General features: G+C 71.1%; 24 protein-coding genes. 14 read left to right on the forward strand and 10 right to left on the reverse strand.

Annotation, left to right across the window (positions count from 1 at the left end):
• Positions 1 to 56: 56 nt before the first annotated feature.
• Genes AB0J69_RS09415 through AB0J69_RS09430 form a run of 4 tightly spaced genes read left to right on the forward strand, consistent with a single transcriptional unit; the run spans position 57 to position 4,565 of the window.
• A complete protein-coding gene (locus AB0J69_RS09415) occupies positions 57 to 3,161 on the forward strand; it encodes a nitrate- and nitrite sensing domain-containing protein (protein ID WP_364114673.1) in 3,105 nt (1,034 codons plus the stop codon).
• Positions 3,162 to 3,166: 5 nt separating this feature from the next.
• A complete protein-coding gene (locus tag AB0J69_RS09420; RefSeq protein WP_201760494.1) occupies positions 3,167 to 3,580 on the forward strand; it encodes a roadblock/LC7 domain-containing protein in 414 nt (137 codons plus the stop codon).
• 21 nt (positions 3,581 to 3,601) lie between these two features.
• On the forward strand, positions 3,602 to 4,006 hold the full coding sequence (locus tag AB0J69_RS09425; protein WP_225964010.1) for a DUF742 domain-containing protein: 405 nt from the start codon (positions 3,602 to 3,604) through the stop codon (positions 4,004 to 4,006).
• Complete coding sequence (locus AB0J69_RS09430; RefSeq protein ID WP_364114675.1) at positions 3,987 to 4,565, forward strand: ATP/GTP-binding protein; 579 nt, start codon at positions 3,987 to 3,989, stop codon at positions 4,563 to 4,565. Before AB0J69_RS09425 ends, AB0J69_RS09430 begins: the two co-directional genes overlap by 20 nt.
• A 156-nt stretch (positions 4,566 to 4,721) precedes the next feature.
• Here AB0J69_RS09430 and AB0J69_RS09435 read toward each other — a convergent pair whose 3' ends face one another.
• The 6 genes from AB0J69_RS09435 to AB0J69_RS09460 all read right to left on the reverse strand — a co-directional run bounded on the left by AB0J69_RS09435 (position 4,722) and on the right by AB0J69_RS09460 (position 9,364).
• The gene (locus AB0J69_RS09435) at positions 4,722 to 4,844 is read right to left on the reverse strand and encodes a hypothetical protein (protein ID WP_364114677.1); all 123 of its coding nucleotides are present in this window, start codon (positions 4,842 to 4,844) and stop codon (positions 4,722 to 4,724) included.
• Complete coding sequence (locus AB0J69_RS09440; protein ID WP_364114679.1) at positions 4,841 to 5,704, reverse strand: DUF4429 domain-containing protein; 864 nt, start codon at positions 5,702 to 5,704, stop codon at positions 4,841 to 4,843. The genes AB0J69_RS09435 and AB0J69_RS09440 overlap by 4 nt, the downstream gene beginning before the upstream one ends.
• A gap of 114 nt (positions 5,705 to 5,818) precedes the next feature.
• Complete coding sequence (locus tag AB0J69_RS09445) at positions 5,819 to 6,589, reverse strand: ABC transporter ATP-binding protein (RefSeq protein ID WP_364114681.1); 771 nt, start codon at positions 6,587 to 6,589, stop codon at positions 5,819 to 5,821.
• A gap of 161 nt (positions 6,590 to 6,750) precedes the next feature.
• Positions 6,751 to 7,539: an ABC transporter permease gene (locus AB0J69_RS09450; RefSeq protein ID WP_364114683.1), complete on the reverse strand. Its 789-nt coding sequence runs from the start codon at positions 7,537 to 7,539 to the stop codon at positions 6,751 to 6,753.
• A gap of 11 nt (positions 7,540 to 7,550) precedes the next feature.
• Positions 7,551 to 8,366, reverse strand: a complete 816-nt coding sequence (locus tag AB0J69_RS09455; protein ID WP_364114685.1) for an ABC transporter permease subunit — start codon at positions 8,364 to 8,366, stop codon at positions 7,551 to 7,553.
• Positions 8,363 to 9,364, reverse strand: coding sequence for an ABC transporter substrate-binding protein (locus AB0J69_RS09460; RefSeq protein ID WP_364114687.1), 1,002 nt, complete (start codon positions 9,362 to 9,364; stop codon positions 8,363 to 8,365). The genes AB0J69_RS09455 and AB0J69_RS09460 overlap by 4 nt, the downstream gene beginning before the upstream one ends.
• A 623-nt stretch (positions 9,365 to 9,987) precedes the next feature.
• Between AB0J69_RS09460 and AB0J69_RS09465 the strand changes: the two genes are divergently transcribed.
• The 7 genes from AB0J69_RS09465 (at position 9,988) to AB0J69_RS09495 (ending at position 17,149) form a co-directional block, all read left to right on the forward strand.
• Entirely contained in the window at positions 9,988 to 12,834 is a 2,847-nt protein-coding gene (locus AB0J69_RS09465; RefSeq protein ID WP_364114689.1) for a nitrate- and nitrite sensing domain-containing protein, read from the forward strand.
• Positions 12,831 to 13,253: a roadblock/LC7 domain-containing protein gene (locus AB0J69_RS09470; protein WP_364114691.1), complete on the forward strand. Its 423-nt coding sequence runs from the start codon at positions 12,831 to 12,833 to the stop codon at positions 13,251 to 13,253. Before AB0J69_RS09465 ends, AB0J69_RS09470 begins: the two co-directional genes overlap by 4 nt.
• A 71-nt stretch (positions 13,254 to 13,324) precedes the next feature.
• Positions 13,325 to 13,672, forward strand: coding sequence for a DUF742 domain-containing protein (locus tag AB0J69_RS09475; protein ID WP_103956510.1), 348 nt, complete (start codon positions 13,325 to 13,327; stop codon positions 13,670 to 13,672).
• Positions 13,653 to 14,240, forward strand: a complete 588-nt coding sequence (locus AB0J69_RS09480; RefSeq protein WP_346104696.1) for an ATP/GTP-binding protein — start codon at positions 13,653 to 13,655, stop codon at positions 14,238 to 14,240. Before AB0J69_RS09475 ends, AB0J69_RS09480 begins: the two co-directional genes overlap by 20 nt.
• Positions 14,241 to 14,339: 99 nt before the next feature.
• Positions 14,340 to 15,719 (forward strand): aldehyde dehydrogenase family protein, encoded by a 1,380-nt coding sequence (locus tag AB0J69_RS09485; RefSeq protein WP_364114694.1) that lies wholly within the window; start codon positions 14,340 to 14,342, stop codon positions 15,717 to 15,719.
• A 5-nt stretch (positions 15,720 to 15,724) separates the two neighbouring features.
• Positions 15,725 to 16,162 carry a DUF3598 family protein gene (locus tag AB0J69_RS09490; RefSeq protein WP_364114696.1) on the forward strand — a complete coding sequence of 146 codons (438 nt, stop codon included), beginning with the start codon at positions 15,725 to 15,727 and terminating at the stop codon, positions 16,160 to 16,162.
• Positions 16,163 to 17,149 (forward strand): nitrilase-related carbon-nitrogen hydrolase, encoded by a 987-nt coding sequence (locus tag AB0J69_RS09495; protein WP_364114698.1) that lies wholly within the window; start codon positions 16,163 to 16,165, stop codon positions 17,147 to 17,149.
• Here the strand turns inward: AB0J69_RS09495 and AB0J69_RS09500 are convergent.
• The 4 genes from AB0J69_RS09500 to AB0J69_RS09515 form a co-directional block, all read right to left on the reverse strand.
• Positions 17,127 to 17,915 (reverse strand): ABC transporter permease, encoded by a 789-nt coding sequence (locus AB0J69_RS09500; protein WP_364114700.1) that lies wholly within the window; start codon positions 17,913 to 17,915, stop codon positions 17,127 to 17,129. The genes AB0J69_RS09495 and AB0J69_RS09500 overlap by 23 nt on opposite strands.
• Entirely contained in the window at positions 17,912 to 18,745 is an 834-nt protein-coding gene (locus tag AB0J69_RS09505; protein WP_364114702.1) for an ABC transporter permease, read from the reverse strand. Before AB0J69_RS09505 ends, AB0J69_RS09500 begins: the two co-directional genes overlap by 4 nt.
• A complete protein-coding gene (locus AB0J69_RS09510; RefSeq protein WP_364114704.1) occupies positions 18,742 to 19,692 on the reverse strand; it encodes an ABC transporter substrate-binding protein in 951 nt (316 codons plus the stop codon). The genes AB0J69_RS09505 and AB0J69_RS09510 overlap by 4 nt, the downstream gene beginning before the upstream one ends.
• A gap of 78 nt (positions 19,693 to 19,770) precedes the next feature.
• Positions 19,771 to 20,775 (reverse strand): methyltransferase, encoded by a 1,005-nt coding sequence (locus AB0J69_RS09515; protein ID WP_364114706.1) that lies wholly within the window; start codon positions 20,773 to 20,775, stop codon positions 19,771 to 19,773.
• Positions 20,776 to 21,006: 231 nt separating this feature from the next.
• Between AB0J69_RS09515 and AB0J69_RS09520 the strand changes: the two genes are divergently transcribed.
• Genes AB0J69_RS09520 through AB0J69_RS09530 form a run of 3 tightly spaced genes read left to right on the forward strand, consistent with a single transcriptional unit; the run spans position 21,007 to position 24,102 of the window.
• Positions 21,007 to 21,813 (forward strand): methyltransferase domain-containing protein, encoded by an 807-nt coding sequence (locus AB0J69_RS09520; RefSeq protein WP_364114708.1) that lies wholly within the window; start codon positions 21,007 to 21,009, stop codon positions 21,811 to 21,813.
• A 14-nt stretch (positions 21,814 to 21,827) separates the two neighbouring features.
• Positions 21,828 to 22,688 carry a cyclase family protein gene (locus tag AB0J69_RS09525; RefSeq protein ID WP_364114710.1) on the forward strand — a complete coding sequence of 287 codons (861 nt, stop codon included), beginning with the start codon at positions 21,828 to 21,830 and terminating at the stop codon, positions 22,686 to 22,688.
• Positions 22,681 to 24,102, forward strand: a complete 1,422-nt coding sequence (locus tag AB0J69_RS09530; protein ID WP_364114712.1) for an MmgE/PrpD family protein — start codon at positions 22,681 to 22,683, stop codon at positions 24,100 to 24,102. The genes AB0J69_RS09525 and AB0J69_RS09530 overlap by 8 nt, the downstream gene beginning before the upstream one ends.
• The last annotated feature ends 3 nt before the right edge of the window (positions 24,103 to 24,105 follow it).

The raw sequence follows: 24,105 nt of genomic DNA on the forward strand, positions 1-24,105 counted from the left end.
TGGCGAACTGGCGTGTGCGCTCTAGGCTGGTCGCTCTGATCCTCATTCCCACGGTCGTGGGTGTGCTGCTCGCCGGCATCCAGCTGGCCGACGCCATCGGCACCAGCGCCGAATACCGCCGGCTCACCCAGGTGGCCGAGCTGGTCCAGCGCATCGGTGCGCTCAACCACGAGCTCGGCAAGGAGCGCACGCTCACCGCGTGGTACGTCGCCGACCGCCGCAGGGGCGGCCGCTTCGTCCAGCTCAAGACCCAGCGTCAGGCCACCGACAAGGCCAAGCAGCAGGCGCTGGCCGCCGCCGGCTCCATCGACGCCGCGCACTCGCTCCGTGTTCGCGAGGGCGTCGACAACATGCGCCGCTGGCTCGACGGCCTGGACAGCCTCCGCAACTCCATGGTGGGCAACGTGCCCGCGCGCGCCGCCATCGGCACGTACAGCACGATGATCGACGTCTTCTCCTCCATCCAGGGCGACCTGGGCGACGGCGTGAGCGACGACGACCTCCAGGGTGACGTGGCCGCGCTCGGCTCGCTCCAGCGGGTCAAGGAGGAGGTCTCGCGGCAGCAGATCATCCTCATCGTCACGCTCGCGCAGCGGAGGGTCGACAGCGCCGACTGGTCGGACTTCCTGGGCTCCTGGAACAAGCAGCAGGCCGAGCTGGCCGCGTTCGAGCTGGAGGCCGACGCGGCGGACCTCAAGGCGTACCGGGACGGGGTCAAGGGCTCGCAGGTCGACCTCGCCGACGCCATGCGCCAGCGCGCGCTGGCGCAGGTGAGCGAGAACAACCGGATCAGGGACCTCGACGTCACCACGCTGCGCGACCTCAACGACTGGTACGAGAGCACCACGGTCACGACCAACGCCATGCGCAAGGTCGAGGACGGCCTGGCCACCAAGATCGTGGCCACCACCCGCGACCTGAGCGACACCGAGCAGCGCAGCGCCATCATCTCCGGCGCGCTGATCCTCGTCCTGCTGCTCCTGGTCCTGGTCATCACCACCCGCGTGGCCGGCTCGCTGGTCCGCCCGCTGCGCCGGCTGCGTGCCGAGGCGCTCCAGGTCGCCACGACCCGGCTGCCCGACACCGTCCGCATCCTGCGCGAGTCCGGCGAGGGCGCGAACATCCCCGAAGTGCCGTCGATCGGCGTCAACACCCGGGACGAGATCGGGGAAGTGGCGCGGGCGTTCGACGAGGTCCACCGCGAGGCGATCCGGCTGGCCGGCGACGAGGCCAAGCTGCGCGCCAACGTCAACTCGATGTTCGTCAACCTCTCCCGCCGCAGCCAGACGCTGGTCGAGCGGCAGCTGCAGCTCATCGAGGGCCTGGAGCAGGGCGAGGAGGACGAGCAGCGGCTCGCGAACCTCTTCCGCCTCGACCACCTGGCCACCCGCATGCGCCGCAACAGCGAGAACCTGCTGGTCCTCGCCGGCCAGGAGGCCGCGCGCAAGTGGAGCGAGCCGGTGCCGCTGGTCGACATCGCCCGCGCCTCGCTGTCCGAGGTCGAGAACTACGAGCGGGTCCAGATCCAGATCCCGTCCGGCACCCTCATCGTCGGCCCCGCCGTCACCGACGCCGTCCACCTGCTCGCCGAGCTGATCGAGAACGCGATCTCGTTCTCCCCGCGCGAGAGCAAGGTCACCGTGACCAGCTCTCCCGCCGAGGGCGGGGTGCTGGTGTCGATCAACGACCTGGGCATCGGCATGAGCCAGGAGGAGCTGGGCGAGGCCAACTGGCGCCTGGCCAACCCGCCGGTCGTGGACGTCTCCGTCTCGCGGCGCATGGGCCTGTTCGTGGTCGGCCGGCTGGCCCTGCGGCACGGCATCCGCGTGCAGCTCAGCATGCGGGAGACCGGCGGCCTGACGGCGCTGGTGATGATGCCCGACATGCTCATCAGCAACGGTCAGGGCCTGCCCCAGCAGGGCGGGCAGTACGAAGCGTTCACCACGTTCGACCCGAGCATGTTCGGGCAGCCGTCGCCCAACGGGATGGGGTCGCACCCCTCCTTCGACGGGCCCGACCAGGTCGTGGACACCCAGTGGCCGGGCTCGCTGCCCGCGCCGGGAACGGGTAACTGGCCCTCGTTCGGCGAGCAGCCGCCCTACGAGGAGCAGCCGTCGTTCGGCGAGCAGCCCTTCAGGGAGCAGCAGCCGCAGGGCGCGCAGGCGGACGAGCCCCGCTGGCCGCCGTTCGGCGGCGACGAGCCCCCGGCCGTGCCGCAGCAGCCCGCGCAGCCGTTCGGCGAGCAGCGCTGGCCGTCGTTCACCGAGGAGCCCTCGCAGGCCGCCGAGCCGTCGCCGTTCGCCGAGAACAGGTGGCCGTCGTTCGCCGAGCAGCCGCCGCCCCTGCAGGCCGACGAGCCGCGCTGGCCGTCCTTCGCGACCGAGCCGCCGCAGCAGCCGCAGGACGAGTCGCGCTGGTCGTCGTTCGCGGACCCGCTCCCGCGCAGGGGGCTGTTCGAGTCCGAGGATCGGCCCCGGCCGCAGCACGGCGACTCCTACCGGTCCCCGTTCGCGGACGAGCCCAAGCCGGCCGACCAGTACGAGCAGAACGGCCACTCCAGCGACTACAACCCGTTCGGCCCGGGCGACTACTCCTCGCAGGACATGACCGGACCGCTGCCCGTGGTGCGCAGCTCGCCGATGGACGACCAGGGCGACGAGTTCCTGCCGATCTTCTCGTCGGTCGGCTCCGACTGGTTCCGCCGGCCGGACCCCGAGGTGCTGCAGCCGCGCTACGAGCCGGAGGGCGAGCCGGAGATCACCGCCGTGCATCCGGCCGTGCCCGCCGACCCGCCGCCGCACGCGGCCGCACCCCCGGCCGCCGCGCCCCCCACCGCGGACGGCACGCCCGCTCTGCCGCAGCGCAGGCCAGGGGCGTCCGGTGCCGGAGCGACCTGGTCGTCGCCCGCCGACTCAGGTTTCCAGGCAGCGCAGGCCGCCGCCCAGCCCCAGCAGGCCGGTACGACGGCGTCGGGCCTGCCCCGCCGCGTTCCCAAGGCCAACCTGGTGCCCGGCACGGCCAGCCTCGCCGAGCCCCAGGCCGCGTCACCGGCACCGCAGATCTCGCCCGAGCGGTTGCGCAGCCGGCTCTCCAGCTTCCAGCAGGGTGTCCGGCAAGGCCGGGCGTTCACCCGCGGAGAAGAAAATGAGGAGGACAAATGAGAGAAATGAGCCAGGGAGCGCGCGGTATCAGCTGGCTGATCACGGACTTCGTGAACAACGTGCCAGGCGTCGCCCACACGGTCGTGGTGTCGTCTGACGGGTTGCCGCTGGCCTTCTCCGAGGGTTTTCCCAAGGATCGGGCCGACCAGCTCGCCGCGGTCGCGTCCGGAGTGATCAGCTTGACCCAAGGGGCCGCGCGGGTCTTCGAGGGCGGTATGGTGACGCAGACCGTTATCGAAATGCAGCGTGGGCTCTTGATGATCATGTCGATCAGTGATGGATCCTGCTTGGCGGTCCTGGCCGCTCCCGACTGTGACATGGGTCTGGTCGCGTACCAGATGACCCTGCTGGTCGAGCGGGCTGGACAGGTGCTGACTCCGGCCGTACGCGCTGAGCTGCAAGCGGCCCGCCCCCGCTAGTACGGGCGGTGACAGGAGATCATGGTGTCAGGTCAGGGTTGGGCTGGTGATAGCACTCCGCCGCATCCGGCGGCTCCCCGTCCGCAGAAGCAGAGTTCCCTGGTGCGGCCTTATGCCGTGACCGGGGGGCGCACCGCGCCGCGGATGAAGTTCGCCATGGAGGCGCTCGTGTCCTCCGTGACGTCGGAATACCAAGACATTTCCCTACTAAGTCCGGAGTATCAGGCGATCATTCAGCTGACCCGGAACGTCCGGTCGGTTGCCGAGATCTCCGCCCTTTTACGCCAGCCTCTTGGTGTGGTCCGGGTGCTGATCGCCGACATGGCGTCGGAGGGCCTGATCCGCGTGCACCAGCCTGCGCTGGACGCGGGAAAGCCGGACCTCAACTTGCTCGAAAGGGTGCTCAGTGGACTTCGCAGGCTCTAGCCCCGGCCTAACCTCGACGAAGATCGTCGTGGCCGGGGGCTTCGGCGTGGGGAAGACGACGTTCGTTGGAGCGGTCTCGGAAATCCTGCCGCTCACCACGGAGGCCGTCATGACGGACGCCTCCGCGCACGTCGACGACGTCTCCCTCACGCCGAACAAGACGACCACGACCGTCGCCATGGACTTCGGCCGCGTCTCGCTCGACCGTGACCTGATCCTGTACCTGTTCGGCACGCCCGGGCAGCACCGGTTCTGGTTCATGTGGGACGACCTGGTGCGCGGTGCCATCGGCGCGGTCGTCCTGGTGGACACCCGCCGGCTGGCCGACAGCTTCCCGGCCATCGACTACTTCGAAGAGGCCAAGCTGCCGTTCGTGATCGGCATCAACGGCTGGGACGGCCAGTTCGCGCACGCGGAGGAGGAGATCAGGGAGGCGCTGTCGATCGGCGGCCACACCCCGATCGTGCGGCTGGACGCCCGGCAGCGCGAATCGGTCAAGTCCACCTTGATCACCTTGGTCGAACACGCGCTGACCCGCCACATGCACACCCCGGTGTAAACCCGTTCCCGCCTGGAGCTGGAGAGCCGCGCAAGCCTCCACCCGTCGCCCCGACACGATGGCCGGCTGACGGGATCCACCCCAGAAGGACCTCGCTCCAGGCGCGTCACGGCGCCGCGGCAGCCCACCCCTCGCCCGCCGAGGTGGTGGGCTGTCTCATGCCCGCCCTTCCCGCGACGCCAGGATCGCGGCGACCTCGGTGACCCGCTCGCGGGTGACGCCCAGCCGGTGCGGGACGTTCGCGGCCGGGCACCCGCGGTCGTCGCGTTCGCGGTTCACATGCGTGACAGCAGCTCGGCCTTCTTGGCCTGGAACTCCTCCTCGGTCAGCAGCCCGGCGTCCCGCAGCTCACCCAGCTTGGCGATCAGCTCGGCCACCTCGGCGCCACGGCCCGCCGGGAGCGGCGTCCGGGGCGTGAAGGGCGCCTCTCCCGCGGGCCCGGCGGCGGCTCCGGTGCGTACGGCGGCCAGCACGGCGGCGGCGAAGGGCAGCGACTTGTGGGTGGCGCCCCAGCCGAGCCCGAAGATGACCGACGCCGGGTCCTTGTTCGCGTCGGAGGGCATCCGCCGCCCGCGTACCTTCAACCGCAGCGACCCGCTGGCCCCCTCGGGCCGGTGCCACTCGACGCCCTCCAGGTCGGCGACGGAATAGCGCTGATCGCCCGCGGCGTATTTGGCGGACGACGCCCCCGACCAGAACCAGGTGAAGGTGACCGCCTCCCCGTCGAACGTGGCCGCCCCGTCCCACCCCTTGAAGGCGCGCGGCACCGGGGGAGCGGCGACCAGGAACCGGGTGGCGGGCCCGTGCTCGGTGACGGCCGAGCGCAGCTCGTCGGCGTAGTAGTCGGCGAGCGTCTCCTTGCCGGCGGGCAACACCAGCCGGTAGGGGTCGTCGGTCTCCTTGAGCTGCCCGGCCGCGACCGTCATCACGGGATCGGCGCCGCGCCGGGGCAACACGCGCAGCACCACCGTGCCGCGCCTGCCCCGCGCGAGCGTGACCTCGGCGATCGCCGCGTAAGGGATGACGCGTTCACCGAGTTCGGAAATGAGTTTGGGGGCTTTTCCCCGCTCGGGCGCGATGGTCAGTGATTCCGCCCCGAACAGCCAGGCGCAATCCCGGCCCGCCAGAACATCCTCCACGCCCACAGAGTAGACGCGTTGCACGGCGGGCGCGGTCACAGTTGCGACGACGGAGGCCGCGCCCACGAACGCCGAGGGCCGCGCTCCTGGCGCGGCCCTGCGGACGTCGAGTGCCTAGACGGTGGCGTGGCCGCGGACGAGCCGTCCCACCTCGGCGCGCAGATGCACGAAGTCGGGGTGCTCCCGCGTCGTGATCTGGTCACGGGGCGCGGGCAGGTCCACCTTCAGGTCCCCCACCACATGTGCGGGCGCCTTGGACAGCACCACCACGCGGTCGCCCACGTAGACGCTCTCGTCGATGTCGTGCGTGATGAGGACGATCGTCATCTGGTGGTGGCCGCGGACCTTGAGCACCAGGTCCTCCAGGTCCTCCCGGGTCTGCGCGTCCACCGAGCCGAACGGCTCGTCCATGAGCATCAGCGTCGGCCGGTACGCCAGCGCCCGGGCGATCGCCACCCGCTGCTGCATGCCGCCCGAGAGCTGGAACGGGTATTTGCGCCCCGCGGCCTCCAGCCCCACGGACTCCAGGGCCTCCTGGGCGGCCTCGCGGCGCTGTCGCTTGTCCATGCTCTTGCGGCGCAGCGGCAGTGCCACGTTGTCGGCGACCGACATCCAGGGGAACAGCGAGCGGCTGTAGTCCTGGAAGACCACGGCCAGGTTGTCCGGCGTCTGGCGGACCAGCTCGCCCTCGACCCTGATCTGGCCGCCCGTGGGCGTGATCAGGCCGGCGATGGAGCGCAGGAGCGTCGACTTCCCGCATCCCGAGGGACCGACGATGCAGAGCAGCTCGCCCTCGGCGACGCTCAGGTTGAGTCCGTCGATGGCGTGGTGCGCGTTGGGAGTACCGCCGCCGTACACATGGGAAAGGTTGTCTATCTCGAGCAATGGATTTCCTAGGGGGCGAGACCGCGGACAACACGGCGACTCTTAAGAGCCGGAAATGACTCTAGCGGAGCGGTTTCAGGATGGACATGTCAGTCAGCTAACCCAATTCAGGGCGCGATCTTACTCTCGCACGTTAGAGGCTGCCATGGGAGCCACAGCCGCTAACCGACCAGATCCCGGGCGGCGCGGTGCCAGGCGAGCACGCGCCGCTCGACGACCAGGAACAGCTCGTTGAGCAGGTAGCCCAGCACTCCGAGCAGCACGATCCCGGCCCACATGGCGGGCAGGTCGAAGGTGGCGTACGCGTCGGTGATCTGGAAACCGATGCCGTTCGTGGTGCCGGGCAGCAGCTCGGAGAAGACCATGACGATCAGGGAGAGCGACAGGGCCAGCCGCAGCCCGGCGAACATCTTGGGCAGCGCCGAGGGCAGGATCACCCGGAGGAGCCGCTCGGCCCGCGACAGCCGGAACGCCTGGCACGTCTGCAGGTGCAGCGGCTCGACCGAGCGGGCCCCGTCGGCGGTGTTGAGCAGCACCGGCCACACGATGCTGAACATGATGAACGCGAGCTGCATCCGCAGCCCGAACCCGAACAGCACGAGGAAGACGGTCACCAGCGCGGGCGGCGGGATCGCGCGCAGGAACTGCAGCACGCCGTCGAGATAGTCGTACGCCCGCGCCGACAGCCCCACCGCCAGCCCGAGGACGACCCCGGCCAGCGCGCCCCCCGCGAACCCGAGCGCCATCCGGCCCAGGCTCGGCAGGATGTTCTCGATGGCCACGTCGGTCAGGAACAACGTGCCGGGCGGCCCCGAGAACCACATCGCGTGCATCCGCGCCACGATCGTGCCGGGCGAGGGGAAGAAGGTGTTGCCCGCCATCAGCGTGGCCGCCTCCCAGAGGAGGACGAGCACGATCAGCACCACGACGCGGAAGACGGCCGTCCGCATGCCCCTGCCCCTCATTCCCGCTCTCCCAACTGCGTGTGGTGCCAGCGGAACGCGCGCCGCTCGGCCGCCACCAGCAGCGCGTTCACCGCGACGCCGAACAGGCCCACCCAGAACACGCCGGCCAGGATGTCGGCCATGCGCGCGGGCACGGCGATGCCGGCGAAGAAGACGAACACGCCGATGCCCTCGCCCCGACCGGCCACGATCTCGGTGCTGACGGTCAGGATGAGCGCGACCCCGGCCGCCAGGCGGATCCCGGTGGCGATGAAGGGCGCCGACGACGGCAGGGAGACGCGCAGCAGCACGGACAGGGGGCCGAAGCCGTACGAGCGCAGGGACTCCTTGGCCAGGGGGTCGACGCCGCGCAGGCCGTACATCGTGTTGTAGAGGATGGGCCACAACGAGGCGTAGACCACGAGCGTGACCCGGTGCTGCAGGCCGGTGCCGATGACCAGGGCCACGAGCGGGATCAGCGCCACGGACGGGATCGGCCGCAGGAACTCCACGACCGAGCGCGTGGCCGCGTCGATGATCGGCACGCTGCCGAGCAGCAGGCCGAGCGGCACCGCGAGCAGGGCCGCGATGCACAGGCCGATCGCCCAGGCGAGCAGGCTCGTCAGGGCGTGCACCCGGAAGGCGGGGTCGGCCAGCAGCGTCATGGCCCGCCCGACGATCTCCGTGGCGGGCGGCAGGAACTCGGGATCCGCCAGCCCCGTCCTGCTGAGCAGCTCGATCAGCGCGGCGAAGGCGAGAGCCCCGGCCGCCCGGCGTGACCAGCGAGTGGTGGCGGACGCCGGACGGGCACGGGACAGGGTCTGAGCGCTCACCCGGAGGTGGTGGGCGACATGAGCGACTTGACGTCGATGGCCTTCGTCAGCCACTTGGCTTCCAGCATCCAGTCGGCCACCCGCTGGAGGCGGACCGGGTTGTCGTTGCTGGAGAAGTAGGGGAAGGTCACGGTGGCGGCCGTGGCCGCGTCGATCTGCGTGAAGTTCGGCAGCACCTTGGCCACCACCTCACGGTTGTTCTCCATCAGCTTGGCCGCGTTGTGGATGGCGCGCTGGAACGCCGCCGCCACCTTCGGGTTCTTGTCGTACCACTCCTGGGTGCTGACGTAGCCCGAGATGGGGAACTCGGCGGCGGGGCCGGAGGCGGGGTCGAGGATCTTGCGGGCGCCCATGCTGGACGTGGCCGCCGTGACCATGGGCTCGCCCAGGTACGCGGCGTCGATCTGGCCGCCCTTCCACGAGGGCATGATGTTCTGGAACGTCACCTGGACGTACTTGATGGTGGCCGGGTCCACGTTGTTGGCCTTGAGCACCTGGGTGAGTGCCAGCTCCTGGAAGTTGTGCAGGACGTTCACGTTGATCGTCTTGCCCTCCAGGTCCTTCGGGGTCTTGATGGGCGAGTTGGGCAGGGCCATGATGCTGAGCGAGTCGGGGGCTGCGCGAGAGCCCTCGGCCAGGATGCGGAGCTTCAGCGCATCCTTGTCATGGGCGGCGAACATCGACACGTAGTTGCCGAACATGGCGTCGATCTCGCCCCTCACCATCATGGGGATGGCTTCCGGAGCCGCCTGGACGACCTGCGGGGTGACGTCCAGACCCTCCTGCTCGAAGAGCCCTTGGTCGATGGCGACGTAGATGGCGGCGCTGTCGATGGCCGGCAGGGTGGCGATCTTGAGTTGTGTCTTCTCGAGACCACCGCCGGCCGAGGCGGACGGCGGCGCGCTGGCGGTCGGGGAACCGCCCGTGCTGCACGCCACGGCGCCGAGTGTCAAAGCGAACCCGATGATGGCGGCCCTGGCGGAACGGCCAAGCCTCATGTCAGGGACTCCCTTCAGATGGAGCCAGGGGGGGACCGGGTGGCTTCTGCTCCCGGGGGCTGTGTGCCTGACGCACAACAGGGATCGACCGTAGCACCAAATTGGTGGTCCTTATCGTGAAAATAATACTTGTGGTTGCAATGTCTGTTTGCCGCTATATCGTGAAAATTTGACGACCCGCGAGAATCCTAATGTTTGTCCGTTTTGGGAAAGGTGGTGAGCGGCGGGACTCGCGTTGCATCTGATGCTTCACAGTTGATCTTTTCCACGCGTCGGGACCGGGCCCGTGGAACGATCTCCTGTTGCCTGTTTCGCCTGGTGGAAGCTGCTTTATCAATTCCGTCAGATTTTCTGGACATTTCGGGATGAACATCTCATCGGGGCACTAGTGGTGGTTGGCCCTGGTCGACCCTTGTGCTCAAATGGCGCTTATCTGGACGTACATATTGCCCCACCTGCATTTACCTGCATGGTCACCGAGAATTCCCCTCAGGGGCGAGAGGTTGCGAAGGCAAGTGAGAACGCAGAGCGCTGAAGCTTCCGCTGACCGCGAGCCGCACGGCCATCAGAAGCGACGGCTGTCCGATCCACCCTCGAAGAGGTTCGGATTGGGCAATTGGCACGTGCGGTCGCGCCTGGTCGCGCTGATCGTCGTTCCAACGGCCGTCGCCGTGGGTCTGGGCGGGCTGAACGTCGTCACCTCGCTCAGCGATGCCAACACCTACCAGACCCTCAGAGAGGTCGCCGAGCTCAGCGAGCAGCTCGGGGCCGTCACGCACAACCTGTCCTTCGAACGTGACGAGACCGCTCTCTACATCGCCCAGGGCCGGCCGAACAATCGCGAGCCCCAGCTCCGGACGACGTACAGCGGCGTGAACGGCCTCATCGAAGAGGCCAAGCAGCGGGCCCTCGCGCTCACCGACACCCACGCCGAGGCCGTACGGCCGGTGCTGCGGCGTCTCGAAGAGATCCCGACGCTGCGCGAGACGGCCGTCAACGGCAAGATCCAGCCCCTGCCGATGATCAGGAAATACTCGGAGATCATCGCGACCCTGCTGCGGTTCCACGACCAGGTGGGCCAGGTCGCGGTGGACGACGAGGTGGCCGACAGCGCCAGCTCGATGGCCGCCATCGCCCGGGCCAAGGAGCAGGCGTCCAAGCAGCGCGGCATCCTGGCCAGCGCGCTGGACAAGAAAGGGTTCGACAGCGGCGAGCTCGACGCCCTCACCGACGCCAAGTCGCGTGAGGAGAGCGAGGAGACGCTGTTCGCCACCCTCGCCAACCTCGACCAGCTGGAGCTCTACCGCAACACCGTCGTGGGCCGGGACGTCGACCAGACCGACCTGTTCAGGTTACGGGCCATGGCGCAGTCGTCCGAGGGCAAGGAGCTCAGCATCGGCGTACGGCCCGACCGGGACGTGGTCACCTGGTTCGAGGTCAGCACCGGCAAGATCGACGCGCTGCGCAAGGTGGAGAAGGAGCTGTCCTCCTCCGTCATCCTGCGCGCCCGTGGCCTGGAGGAGGGCGCCAACCGCTCGGCGATGATGTCCGGCGGGCTCATCCTGCTCCTGCTGATCGTGGTTCTCGCGATCATCTCGCTCATCGCCCGCTCGCTCATCAGGCCGCTGCGCAGGCTCCGCCGCGAGGCGCTGGACATCGCCGGGCAGCGCCTGCCGGAGACCGTCCAGCAGCTGCGCGACAGCGGCGACGGCACGGTCGGGCCCGTCGTGCCGATCGGCGTGGACACGCACGACGAGATCGGTGAGGTGGCGAGGGCGTTCGACGAGGTGCACCGCGAGGCGGTCCGGCTGGCGGGCGAGGAGTCCCGGCTGCGCAGCAACGTCAACGCGATGTTCGTGAACCTTTCACGGCGCAGCCAGACGCTGGTGGAGCGGCAGATCACCCTGATCGACGGCCTGGAGCAGGGCGAGCAGGACGAGCAGCGGCTCGGCAACCTGTTCAAGCTGGACCACCTGGCCACCCGCATGCGCCGCAACAGCGAGAACCTGCTGGTGCTGGCCGGGCAGGACCCGCCGCGCCGGTGGAGCCAGCCGGTCAAGCTGGTGGACGTCGCGCGGGCGTCCCTGTCGGAGGTCGAGAACTACGAGCGGGTCGTGCTCCAGGTGCCCGACGGGGTCTCGGTCGCCGGGCAGGCCGTCAACGACGTCATCCACCTGCTCGCGGAGCTGGTCGAGAACGCGCTGTCGTTCTCTCCTCGCGAGAACAGGGTGACGGTCTCGGGCAGCCGGATCGACGGCGGCGGCGTGATGCTGTCGATCACCGACTCCGGCATCGGCATGACCCAGGAGGAGCTGGCCCAGGCCAACGAGCGGCTGACGGACGCGCCCAGCGTGGACGTGTCGGTGTCGCGGCGCATGGGCCTGTTCGTGGTCGCCAGGCTGGCGCACCGGCACGGCATCCGGGTGCAGCTGCGCCCGCACACCTCCGGCGGCCTGACCGCCATGGTGCTGATCCCGGAGAACATGCTGGGCTCCCAGGCCCCCAACTTCGCCGGAATGCCGTCCTTCTCCGGCAACCAGCCGCCCTCGTTCTCGGACAACCAGCCGCCGGCCCTCGCGGGCGCGGCGAGCGGCGGGCCCAGGGACGAGCCGTACTCGGGGCCGCATTCCGCCCCACCGGCCACTGACTGGCCGCAGCCCCCGCCACCGGCCGCCGACTGGCCGCAACCCCCGCCGCCGGCGGCCGACTGGCCGCAGCCGGCGTTCCAGATGGGCCCCGGCCACCCGTCGTTCCCGTCGAACCCCGAGGCGGGCGGGAACTGGTCGGCGGATCCCCCCTGGCAGCCCGACCCCGCCGCCTGGCCCGCGGAACCGCGTGGTGGCCACGAGCTGCAGGGCGGCTTCCAGAACGGTTTCCAGAGCGGCCCCCCGAGCGGTGACGTCTGGGCGCCGCACCGCGGCACCGGCTGGAACGGCGAGCGTGGCAGCCTGCCCAAGAGACCGGTCCACCAGCCGCCGCCCGGCGGCTGGAACCAGGACACCAACCCGCCGCAGCGGCCGGGGTTCCCCGAGCCCGAGTCCGGCGCCACGGGTCCCATGCCGGCGGCACCGCCCGCGTCCGCCGGCGACGACTACCTGCCGATCTTCGCCGCCGTCGAGTCCGCCTGGTTCGGGCGCGACGCCAACGGCGCGAGCTGGGGCTCATCGAAGGCGGACGCGGGCTGGAGCGCGGCGGAGGCGGCGGTGGAGCCGGTGCGTGACGGATCGACGGCGGCGGGACTCCCCAAGCGGGTGCCCAAGGCCAACCTGGTACCGGGCTCGGCGGACACGGGCGCGTCCCCCAAGGGCGTGTCGCCGATGCCGTCGGTGTCGCCGGACCGGGTGCGCAACCGGCTCTCCAGCTTCCAGCAGGGCTTCCGGGCAGCGCGTGACGACATCAGCGAGGGCAGGGCGATTCCCCCCTCCGGCCCCGCAGGGGCGAACAACAACGACAGGGAGGAGGGCGCATGAACGACCTCAGCCACGCGGCACGCGGAGTCGACTGGCTGATCACGGACTTCGTCAGCACGGTCCCGGGCGTCGCCCATGCGGTGGTGGTCTCGTCCGACGGTCTGCCGCTGGCGGCGTCGTCGGGTTTCCCGGCGGATCGGGCTGATCAGCTGGCGGCGATCGCGTCGGGACTGGTGTCCCTGACGCAGGGCGCGGCCAGGGTGTTCGAAGGCGGTGCGGTCAATCAGACGATCGTGGAGATGCAGCGCGGGCTTATGCTGATCATGTCGGTCAGCGATGGTTCGTGCCTGGCGGTGCTGGCGGCTCCGGACTGCGACATGGGGCTGGTGGCGTACCAGATGACGCTGATGGTGGATCGCGCCGGTCAGGTGCTGACCCCGGCTGTGCGTGCCGAGCTGCGCGCCAGCCAGATCAGGTGATGTACGTGTCCGACCCGAGATGGAACAGCGGCGGTTGGGCACCTCCGCCTCAACCCCAGTCCCAGTCGCAGCTGAATCCTGACCCCGCCTCGCCCGTCCGCCCGTACGCGGTGACAGGTGGACGGACGGCGCCGCGGGTCAAGCTGGCGATGGAGGCCCTGGTGTCCTCGGCGACCGCCGAGCACCGGGAGTTCTCGCATATCACGCCGGAGTACCAGGCGATCAGCCAACTGTGCCGGCAGGTCCGGTCCGTGGCAGAGGTGTCGGCTCTGCTGCGGATCCCGCTCGGCGTGGTGCGCGTGCTGATCGCTGACATGGCCGCCGAAGGTCTGGTCCGCGTGCATCAGCCACAGCTGGACGCCGGAAGGCCGGACGTAAATCTGCTCGAAAGGGTGCTCAGTGGACTTCGCAGGCTCTAGCCCCGGCCTCACCTCGACGAAGATCGTGGTGGCTGGAGGTTTCGGGGTGGGCAAGACGACGTTCGTCGGCGCGGTGTCGGAGATCATGCCGTTGACGACGGAGGCCGTCATGACGGATGCCTCCGCCGGAATCGACGATCTGGGCATGACACCGCTGAAGTCGACCACGACCGTCGCCATGGACTTCGGCCGGGTCTCCTTGGACCGTGACCTGATCCTTTACCTGTTCGGCACGCCCGGGCAGCACCGGTTCTGGTTCATGTGGGACGACCTGGTGCGCGGTGCCATCGGCGCTGTCGTGCTGGTCGACACGCGCCGTCTTGCCGACAGCTTCCCTGCCATCGACTATTTCGAAGAGGCCCAGCTCCCGTTCGTGGTGGGCGTGAACGGGTGGGACGGCCAGTATCCCCACAGCGACTCCGAGGTGCGCGACGCGCTGACGCTGGCTCCGCACATCCCCTTGGTCCGGCTGGACGCCCGCTCCAAGGACTCGGTCAAGAGCGCGCTGATCAACCTGGTCGAGCACGCTCTCACGGTCCGGATGGCCGTGCCCGGCTGGGGCGGTTGACAACGCCGACCCGCGAGTGCGTTGACGCGCGGGCATTCACATGATCACAATGGCTCCCGCCGAACATCGCAGGAGCACCATGTCCCGTGGCCGCACCGCATGAACGTCCGGAACCCGATCACCGGGCAGGCCGACAGGCCGCTCGCCCCGATCCCGCCCGACCGGCTGGCCGCCGCCGCGGCCGGGCTGCGCGAAAGGTCCCCCGCCTGGCTGACCGCCGATCGCGGCGCGGTCCTGTCCCGGTTCGGTGCCGCGCTGGCCGATGACGACGACCTGCTCGCCGCCCTGGTGACCGACACCGGCAGGGTGGGGGAGTCGCTGCTGGAGCGCCGGCTCGTGGCCGCCCTCATCGACCGATGGGTACGCCAGGCGCCTGCCCTCCTCGCCCCGCCCGCCGAGCGCCCCGCCTCCCTGCCCGGCGTCTTCGTGGTCGGCGACTCGGTGCCGTACGAGCTGGTCGGGGTGATCAGCCCGTGGAACCTGCCGCTCCTGCTCGGCCTCATCGACGCCGTCCCGGCGCTGGCCGCGGGCTGCGCGGTGCTGGTCAAGCCGAGCGAGGTGACGCCCCGGTTCATCGAGCCGCTGATGCGGCTGGTCCCCGACGAGCTGCCGCTCGCGGTCGTCGAGGGAGACGGCGAGACCGGTGCCGCGCTCGTGGACCTGGTGGACGCGGTGGTGTTCACCGGCAGCGTCGAGACGGGCCGGCGGGTGGCGTCGGCCGCGGCCCGCGCGTTCGTGCCGGCGTACCTGGAGCTGGGCGGCAAGGATCCGGCGATCGTGCTGGCCGGGGCCGACCTCGACCGGGCGGCGTCGGCCGTCCTGTGGGGCGGCACCGCCAACGCCGGGCAGTCCTGTCAGTCCATCGAGCGCGTCTACGTGGCCCGGGAGGCGCACGACGAGTTCCTCGACCGGCTCGTGACCAAGGCCGCCCAGGTCGGGCTGACCTGCGAGGGCGGCCCGATCGGCCCCATCATCGGGCCCGGGCAGGAGGACGTCATCGCCGCCCACCTCGCCGACGCCGTGGCCAGGGGCGCGACCGTGCACACCGGCGGGCACATCGAGCGGCACGGGGGCGGCCACTGGTGCCGGCCGACCGTGCTGTCCGGGGTCGACCACACGATGCTGGTCATGACGGAGGAGACGTTCGGCCCGGTGCTGCCGGTCATGGCGGTGGACGGGCCGGACGAGGCGGTCGCCCTGGCCAACGACTCGGTGTACGGGCTGTCGGCCGCGGTCTTCGCCGCCACGGAGGAGCAGGCCATGGCCGTCGCGGCCCGCCTGCGGGCCGGCGCGGTCAGCGTCAACGACGCCGCGCTGACGGCGCTGGTGCACGAGGGCGAGAAGCACTCCTTCCGCCTGTCCGGGCTGGGCGGCTCCCGCATGGGCGCGGCCTCCATCGGCCGCTTCCTGCGCCGCCGGGCCTTCCTGGTCAACCGATCCGACGCCGCCGACCCGTGGTGGCACACGACGAAGGAGTAGCCCGGATGGGACTTCGCTCGGACATGCCGCTGCTGGCCCGGCACGAGGGCGAGTGGGAGGGAGAGTACCTCCACCTCGGCCGCGACGGCGAGCTGCTCGACCGGCACCGGGTACGGATGACCTGCGCGATCCTCGACGATGCCACCTACCACCAGACCAACCGCTACACCTGGGACGACGGGCGCGAGGAGGTGCACGAGTTCCCCGGCACCTACCTCGGGGGCGGGCGCTGCGGGTTCGACACCGAGCGGCTCAAGGGCGAGTTCCGGGAGCTGGACGACAGCACGATCTACCTGACCTGGCGGTTCAGAGGGCAGGACCTGCGCTTGTTCGAGCTCATCGTGCTGAGCGAGGACGGGAAGTCGCGCAGCCGGGTGTGGCAGTGGATCGAGGACGGCGTGTGCGTGCGCCGGACGCTGATCGACGAGCGGCGGGTCGGCTGAATGACCGCGTTCACCGCCCTCGCGCTGCAGGTGGAGACGACGGCCGGGGCCGAGGTCAGGGCCGCCGTCGACCGGATCGGCGCCCAGGTGGGGGCCTCCAAGGCGTGGCTGGGGCCGGACCTGCGCCTGGTGGTGCTGCCCGAATACGTGCTGACCGGCTACCCGACGGGCCAGGGCACGGCCGAGTGGCGGGACCAGGTGGCCCTCGACCCCGACGGCCCCGAATACCGGGCGCTGGCCACCGTCGCCTCCGACCATGACGTGTTCCTGTGCGTGAACGCCTACGAGCGCGACGGGCACTTCCCCGACCTGTACTTCCAGGCGTCGGTGATCCTCTCCCCGGCGGGTGAGGCCGTGCTGCGCTATCGCCGGCTGCACTCGCTGTTCTCGCCGACCCCGTACGACGTGTGGGACCGCTACCTGGAGATCTACGGCATCGACGGCGTGCTCCCGGTGGCCCGTACCGAGATCGGGAACCTCGCCGTGGTCGCCTCGGAGGAGATCCTCATGCCCGAGCTGGCCCGCGCGCTGGCCCTGCGCGGCGCGGAGGTGCTCTGCAACCCGACCTCGGAGGCGTCCTCCCCGGCGCTCACGCCCAAGGCGATCGCCCGCCGCGCCCGCGCCGTGGAGAACCTGGCCTACGTGGTGGCGGCCAACACCGGCGGCCTGCGGGGCATCGCGATCCCCGGCGACTCCACCAACGGCGGCTCGGAGCTGATCGACCACCAGGGGCGCGTGCTGGCGCAGGCCGGGCCGGGGGAGTCGCTGGTCGCCGCGGCGGAGCTGGACCTGGCCGCGCTGCGCCGCGCCCGGCTGCGGCCCGGCATGGGCAACCTGCTCAGCCGGGTCAAGACCGGCCTGTGGGCCGATGAGTACGCCAGGCACGATGTCGAGCGCCCGGAGCCCGGCGTGCCCGGCGTGCCGCCCGACCGGGCCCGGCTGCGGGCCAGGCAGGCGGAGGCCATCACCCGTCTGTACGGGCGCTGACGTGCCAGCCGAGCACCGCCCGCTCGACGCCCAGGAACGCCGCGTTGAGCGTGATGCCGAGCAGTCCCAGCAACACGATGCCCGCCCACATGGCCGGGATGTCGAACTGGCTCTGCGCCTCCAGCATCCGATGCCCGATCCCCTCGCTGCTTCCCACCAGCTCGGAGATGACCATCATGATCAACGCCAGTGACACGCTCAGCCGCAGCCCCGCGAAGATCTTCGGGGCGGCGGCGGGCAGGATGATCCTGGTGAGCCGCTGCCAGGGGCTCAGCCGGTAGACCGCGCCCGTCTCGATGTACTGGCGGTCGACGTGGCGGGCGCCGTCCATGCTGTTGATCAGCACGGGCCAGACGACGCCGTACACGATCGAGGCCAGCTGCATCGGCGTGCCGACCTTGAACAGCACCAGGAACACCGGCAGCAGCGTGGCCGGCGGGACCGAGCGGCCGAAGTGCAGCAGCGGCTCCACCAGCCCCGACAGCAACCGCGAGCGCCCGAGCACGACGCCGACCAGCACGCCCGCCGCGCACGCGATCGCCCACCCGGTGAACAGCCTGCCCAGGCTCGGCAGCAGGTCCGCCAGCGCCTCGTCGGTGAGGAACACCCGCGACGGCGGCCCGGAGAACCACATCTCCCGCAGCCGGACCACGATCTGCGACGGCGGCGGGAAGTACGTGGCCTGCGCGGACCGCGTGACGACCTCCCAGAGCAGCACCGCCAGGGGCAGCAGCCAGTACCACGACACCCGGCGCACGAAGCTCATGCGATCTCCCCCGTCCGCGTGCGGTGCCAGCGGAACAGCCGCCGCTCACCGGCCGTGAACAGCAGGTTGGCCGCCAGCCCGATCACCCCGGCCCACACCGTGGCCGCCAGCACCCGGTCGAGCCGGTTGGCGCTGCCCGCCAGCGACTGGAACGCCCCGATCCCGCCGCCGCCGGGCGCCAGCAGTTCCACGCTCACGGCCACGATCAGGGTGACCGCCACCGCGATCCGCACCCCGGTGGCGATGAACGGCGCCGCGCTCGGCAGGCTCACCCGCAGCACCACCGCCAGCGGGCCGAACCCGAAGCTGCGCAGCGTGTCCTTGGCGAGCGGATCGACGTCGCCCAGGCCGTACATCGTGTTGATGAGCAGCGGCCACGAGCAGGTGTAGACGACGAGCGCGGTCTTGGCGTCGTGCCCCTCGGGGAACAGGAACACCGCCAGCGGGATCAGCGCCACCGACGGGATCGGCCGCAGGAACTCCACCAGCGGCCGGGTCGAGCGCTCCATGAACGGCACCGTCCCGAACAGCAGCCCGGCGGGCACGGCGACCGCGATCGCGATCGCCAACCCCACCAGGCACGGGCCGAGCGTGGCCAGCACGTCGGCCCTGAACTGCGCGTCGAGCGGCAGCGCCGCCGCCGTGGCGAGCACGTGCGACACGTACGGCAGGAAGTCCGGGATCAGCCCGATCCGCCCGGCCAGCTCGACGAGGCCCAGAAAGCCCGCGACCCCGGCCACACCGAGCAACCCGCGCCCGGGTCCGGCGCCGAGCACCCCGCGCCCGGGTCCGGCGGGGGGCGCGCCGCGCCCGGGCCACCGACGGATCATCCGCCGACCGAGGCGAAGAGCTGCCCCACGTCCACCTTGGCCTTCAGGTAGCCGTAGCCGTGCATGAGGTCGGCCAGCTTCTGCACGCTGGCCCTGTCGGCCTCCATGGTGAACGCGCCGACCTTCATCGTCGCCGCCACGTCCGCGGGAATCTGCGTGTACGTCGGCACGACCTCGTCGATGGCCTTACGGTCGGCACCGGCGACCTGCTGGGCCTTGGCGAGCGCGCGATGGAAGGCGGCGGCCGTCTTCGGATATTTGGCCAGCCACTGCTCGGTGACGCCCCACCCGTCGATCGGCACACCCTCCGTGACGCCGGTGACGGTGTCGACGATCTGGGTGGCGCCGCTCTTCATGGCCGCGCTCAGGAACGGCTCGACCAGCCAGGCCGCGTCCACCTTGCCCGTGGACAGGGCGCCGAGCTGGTCCGCGAACGCCACGGGGACGAACTTGACATCCTCCGGCTTGAGCCCGGCCGCCTGCAGGTGGGCGTTGGTCACCGTCTGCCCGAGCGCCTTGAGCACGTTGACCGCGACCGTCTTGCCCTTGAGGTCGGCGACGGTCTTGATCGGCGAGTCCTTGGCCACGACCACCGCGGAGAAGCCGGGGGCGCCTCCCATGGTGTGCTGGAAGAGCTTGAGCTTGGCCGCGCCGGAGTCGTTGATCGTCATGAGCACCACGTAGCTCGTCATGAACGCGTCCATGCTGCCGTTGACGATCTTCGGCATGACCGCCGTCGGCGCCTGGATGATCTCGGTCTTGACGGTCAGCCCCTCCTCCTTGAAGAAGCCGCGTTTCTCCGCGATGAACAGCGACGCCGAGGACGGCACCGGCACCACGCCGACCAGGAGCTGGGTCTTCTCCAGCCCGCCGGGGGACGCGGCACCGGTCGTGCCGCTCTGTTCCCCTCCGCCTCCGCACGCGCTGAGCGCCAGCGCCACTGCCATACCCGCGACTACGATCCTGGTCAGTTGCATCGCCACTGCCTTTCTGAGTCCGGTGATCCGGTGGAGGGGTGAGAGAGGTCAGCGGCGCCCCGCCTCGATGAGGTTGGCGCCGGAGCCGAGTTCCACGACGTCGCTGAGGGCCAGCCCCGCCCGGTCGAGCAGGGAGGCGTACTCGTCGCGGCTGCGTTCGGTGCCGCCGTTGAAGATCGCCAGCATCCGCATGTCGATGTCCTTACCTAGGTGCGGCTCCTCGTCGTCGGGGAGCACCACCTCGAGCAACAGGACGCGCCCGCCGGGGCTCATGGCCCCGCGGACGTTGCGCAGGATCTTGACCGCGTCCTCATCGTCCCAGTTGTGCAGGACGCTGGCCAGCAGGTAGACGTCGCCGCCGGCCGGGACCCCGGCGAAGAAGTCGCCGGCGACGACCTCCGAGCGGTCGGCCAGCCCCGCGTCGGCCAGCGTCCGCCTGGCGTGCTCCACCACGTGTTCCAGATCGAACAGCAGGCCGCGCATCCGCGGGTTGGCGCGCAGGACCGTGGCCAGGATGTGGCCCTTCCCGCCGGCCACGTCCACCATGGTCGCGGTGGCGGGGAAGGAGTAGCGCCTGACCAGGCCCTCGGTGAAGGCGGCGGCGCGGGCGGTCATGTAGTCGTCGAACAGGGCGCTCGCGCCCGGGCTCCTGGCGAGGTGGTCGTACAGGTTGCCGTAGCGCTTGATGAACGCCGAGCCGCCCTCGCGGACGGTGGCGGGCAGCATGCCCATGGCGTACCAGAAGCCCTCCTCGCCGAGCATGCGGATCGAGGAGCGGACGGAGCCGGGCGCGTCCGAGCGCAGCGCCGCGCCCTTCTCCGTGAGTCCGTACGCGTCCGGCCCGGCGGCCGTGACCAGGCCCATGCCGGCCAGCTCGCGCAGGACCCGGTGCAGCGAGGGAGCGTGCGCCCCGCAGCGCGCGGCCAGCTCGGCGGTGTCCAGCGGACCGCTCGCGAGGTGGTCGGCCACGCCCAGCTCGGCCATGGTCAGCAGGGCCGCGAAGCGCGAGATGTCGCCTACTGCTCCCCACAGGAGGTCTGCGGAATGCGGCATATGTCCTTCCAGAAAACTGGGGGCTTGCCTGCCTCAGACGAACGCGGTGTCCGGCGGGAGCCCGGGAACACCGCACATGATCGTAGCTCAGACGGGGCCGCCGCCGAAGGAGTAACAGGGCGGGTGCCAGGGGCCTTTGCTGGTTACGGTCCTTTCGTGGCAGGCTCGGCTCCGAGCTCATCTGATCATCGGTCCACCCCCTGCCTGCTTGCTGACTGAGGAGGAAATCTGATGAACGCCAAGGAGTACATGGCCGGCGTGTTCGACCGCGCGTCCGGCACCTACGAGCGGGTCGGCGTGCCGTTCTTCGGGCCGGTCGCCGCCGAGCTGGTACGGCGCGCCGCACCCGGGCCCGGCGACCACGTCCTCGACGCGGGCTGCGGGACCGGCGCCTCCCTCGTGCCGGCGGCGCGGGCGGTCGGCCCCACCGGCCGGGTCGTGGGCCTGGACCTCGCGCCGGGCATGGTCGCCGCCGCCACCGCCGAGATCGAGCGCCACGGGCTGAGCCAGGCGACCGTCCTGCTGGGCGACGCGGAGCGGGCCGAGGAGCTGCTGCCCGGGGAGCGGTTCGACATGGTGCTGGCGGGGATGATGCTGTACTTCCTGCCGGACCCGCTCGCCGCCGTCCGATCCATGGCCGGGTTGTTGCGGCCCGGTGGGCGGCTGGCGGCCAGCCTGCTGGTCAGGTCGAGCCCGGCCGAGGCCGAGTTGCTCGGGCTGGTGGCGCGGGCGCTGGAGCCGTACACCACGGGTGCGGGCAGCGCGCCGTTCCAGCACGCGCTGGGCGGGCCGGAAGAGCTGCGGAAGTTGTTCGAGGAGGGCGGCCTGAGCGACGTCACCTGCGCGGACGTGGTGTTCGAGGTGCCCATCGCCGCCGGGCAGGTGTGGGACTGGCTCTGGTCGGCCGCCCGCAGGGCCCCGCTGGAGACCATCCCCGAATCCCTGCGCGGTGAGGCCAGGGCCGCCTTGGACGCGGCGTTGCCGCAGGATGGCTTCGTCCTGGAGCGCACGGTGCGCTATGCCACAGGACGCAGGTAAGAGAGACGGAGAGCATGAGCACGACCCCGAACACCGACCCGCTGCTCGACGCGGTACGCGGCGGTGTGACGATCTACGACCTGGGCAGGCCGCTCTTCGCCGGCATGCCCCAGTCGCCGAACCACCCCGCCTACACCCACACCCTTCCGCGCCGGCACGGCGACAAGGTCCGTCCCGACGGGGGCTCGGCCGCCAACGACCTGATCTTCATGGGCACCCATGTCGGCACCCACATCGACGCCCTCGCGCACGTGTCGCAGGACGGCAGGCTGCACGGCGGCGCCGACGCGGCCGCGGCCTGCGTGGGCGGGCGTTATCCCGATCACGGCGTGCACACGGTCGCGCCCATGGTGCGCCGCGGCGTGCTGCTGGACGTGCCCGGCGCGCTGGGGCTGGAGTGCTGCCCGCCCGGCTACGAGATCACCCCGGCCGACCTGGACGCGACCGTCGAACGGCAGGGCGTCGAGCCCGGCCCCGGCGACGTCATCCTGGTCCGCAGCGGGTGGGGCCGCCACTTCGTCGACCCGGACCGGGAGGTCTACATCGGCGCGGAGTCGGGCGTGCCCGGGGTGGGCGAGGCCGGCGCCCGCTGGCTGGCCGGGCGGCGCGCGCACGCCGTGGGCGCCGACACCATCGCCTTCGAGCGCCTGGCCCCCGGGCAGGGGCACAGCGTGCTGCCCGGGCACCGGGTGCTGCTGGTGGAGGCCGGCATCTTCATCGTCGAGGCGATGGACCTGGACGCCCTGGCCCGCGACGGCGTCCACGAGTTCACCTTCGTCCTGTCACCGCTGGCGTTCGTCGGCGCCACCGGCTCGCCGGTGCGCCCGCTGGCGCTGGTGTCCGCCGCTCAGGAGCGCGAGGTGGCCCGTGGCTGAGCCGACGCTCGGCCGCCGGCTGGCCGATTTCGCGGTCGACACCTCCTACGCCACCCTCCCGGAGGCGGTCGTCGACAGCGTGCGCAAGCGCGTGCTCGACGTGATCGGCCTCTGCGTGGCCGCGCATCGCCTGCCGACCAGCAGGAGCATCCTCGACTACGTCCACGACCAGGGCGGCCGCCCGCAGGCGCACATCGTGGGCGGCGGCGCGGCGGTCCCCGCGGCGCTGGCCGCGCTGGCCAACGGGGTGCTGGCCCACTCCCTCGACTACGACGACACCCACCTGCCCTCGGTGCTCCATCCCAGCGCGCCGGTCGTCCCGGCCGCGCTCGCCGCCGCCGAGCTGGCCGGCGCCTCGGGCCGGGACACGATCCGCGCGATCGCCGTCGGCCTGGAGGTCTGCGTACGCCTGGGCATGGCGGGATACGACCCCGAGGCCGGCAACTCCGTCTTCTTCGAGCACGGCCAGCACGCCACCTCGATCTGCGGCACCATGGGCGGCGCCGTCGCGGCGGCCCTGCTGCTCGGCCAGTCCCGCGAAGGGGTGCTCGACGTCCTGGGCGTGGCCGCCTCCACGGCCTCGGGCATCATCGAGGGCAACCGGACGGGCGGCACGGTCAAGCGGCTGCACTGCGGTTGGGCGGCGCACGCGGCGGTGACGGCGGCGGACCTGGTCCGGCGCGGGTTCACCGGCCCGCCGACCGTCCTGGAGGGGCGGTTCGGCTTCTTCGAGGCGTTCCTGCACGGCCGTTACGCCCCCGAGGAGATCACCAGGGGCCTCGGCTCGGAGTGGGCCGTGCCCGGCATCTTCTTCAAGCCCTATCCGGCCAACCACTTCACCCATGCCGCGATCGACGCCGCGATCGGGCTGCGCGAGCAGGGGCTCGACCCCGCCCGCGTGGAGCGTCTGACCCTGGGCGTCCCCGCTCCCGTCATCCGGACGATCGGGCAGCCGATCGAGGCCAAGCGGGCCCCGGAGACCGGGTACCAGGCCCAGTTCAGCGGGCCGTACGCGGTGGTGGCCGGGCTGCTCGGCGGCGGCGGCCTCGGCGCGGGGCTGGCCGACTTCACCGACGAGCTGGCCCGCGACCCGCTGCGGCGCGAGCTCATGGCCAAGGTGGACGTGGTGCCGGACGACCGCGCGACGGAGATCTTCCCGCACCAGTTCCCCGCCGTGCTGACCGCCCGTGACCTCGACGGCCGCGAGTGGCGGCAGGAGGTGCTCGCCAACCGCGGCGGACCGGCCCGCCCGCTGTCCGCGGCGGAGCTGGCGCTGAAGTTCCGCGACAACGCGGCCGGCCGGCTCTCCGCAGCCACCTCCGAAGCCGTGGCCGGCCTCGCGGGCCGGCTGGAGGAGGCGGACGACGTCGGCGAGCTGCTTCGCCTGGTGGCGGAGTTCGAGCCGGGAACGTGACCT

This window comes from Nonomuraea sp. NPDC049709, from assembly GCF_040674815.1.
Classification (GTDB): Bacteria; Actinomycetota; Actinomycetes; order Streptosporangiales; family Streptosporangiaceae; genus Nonomuraea.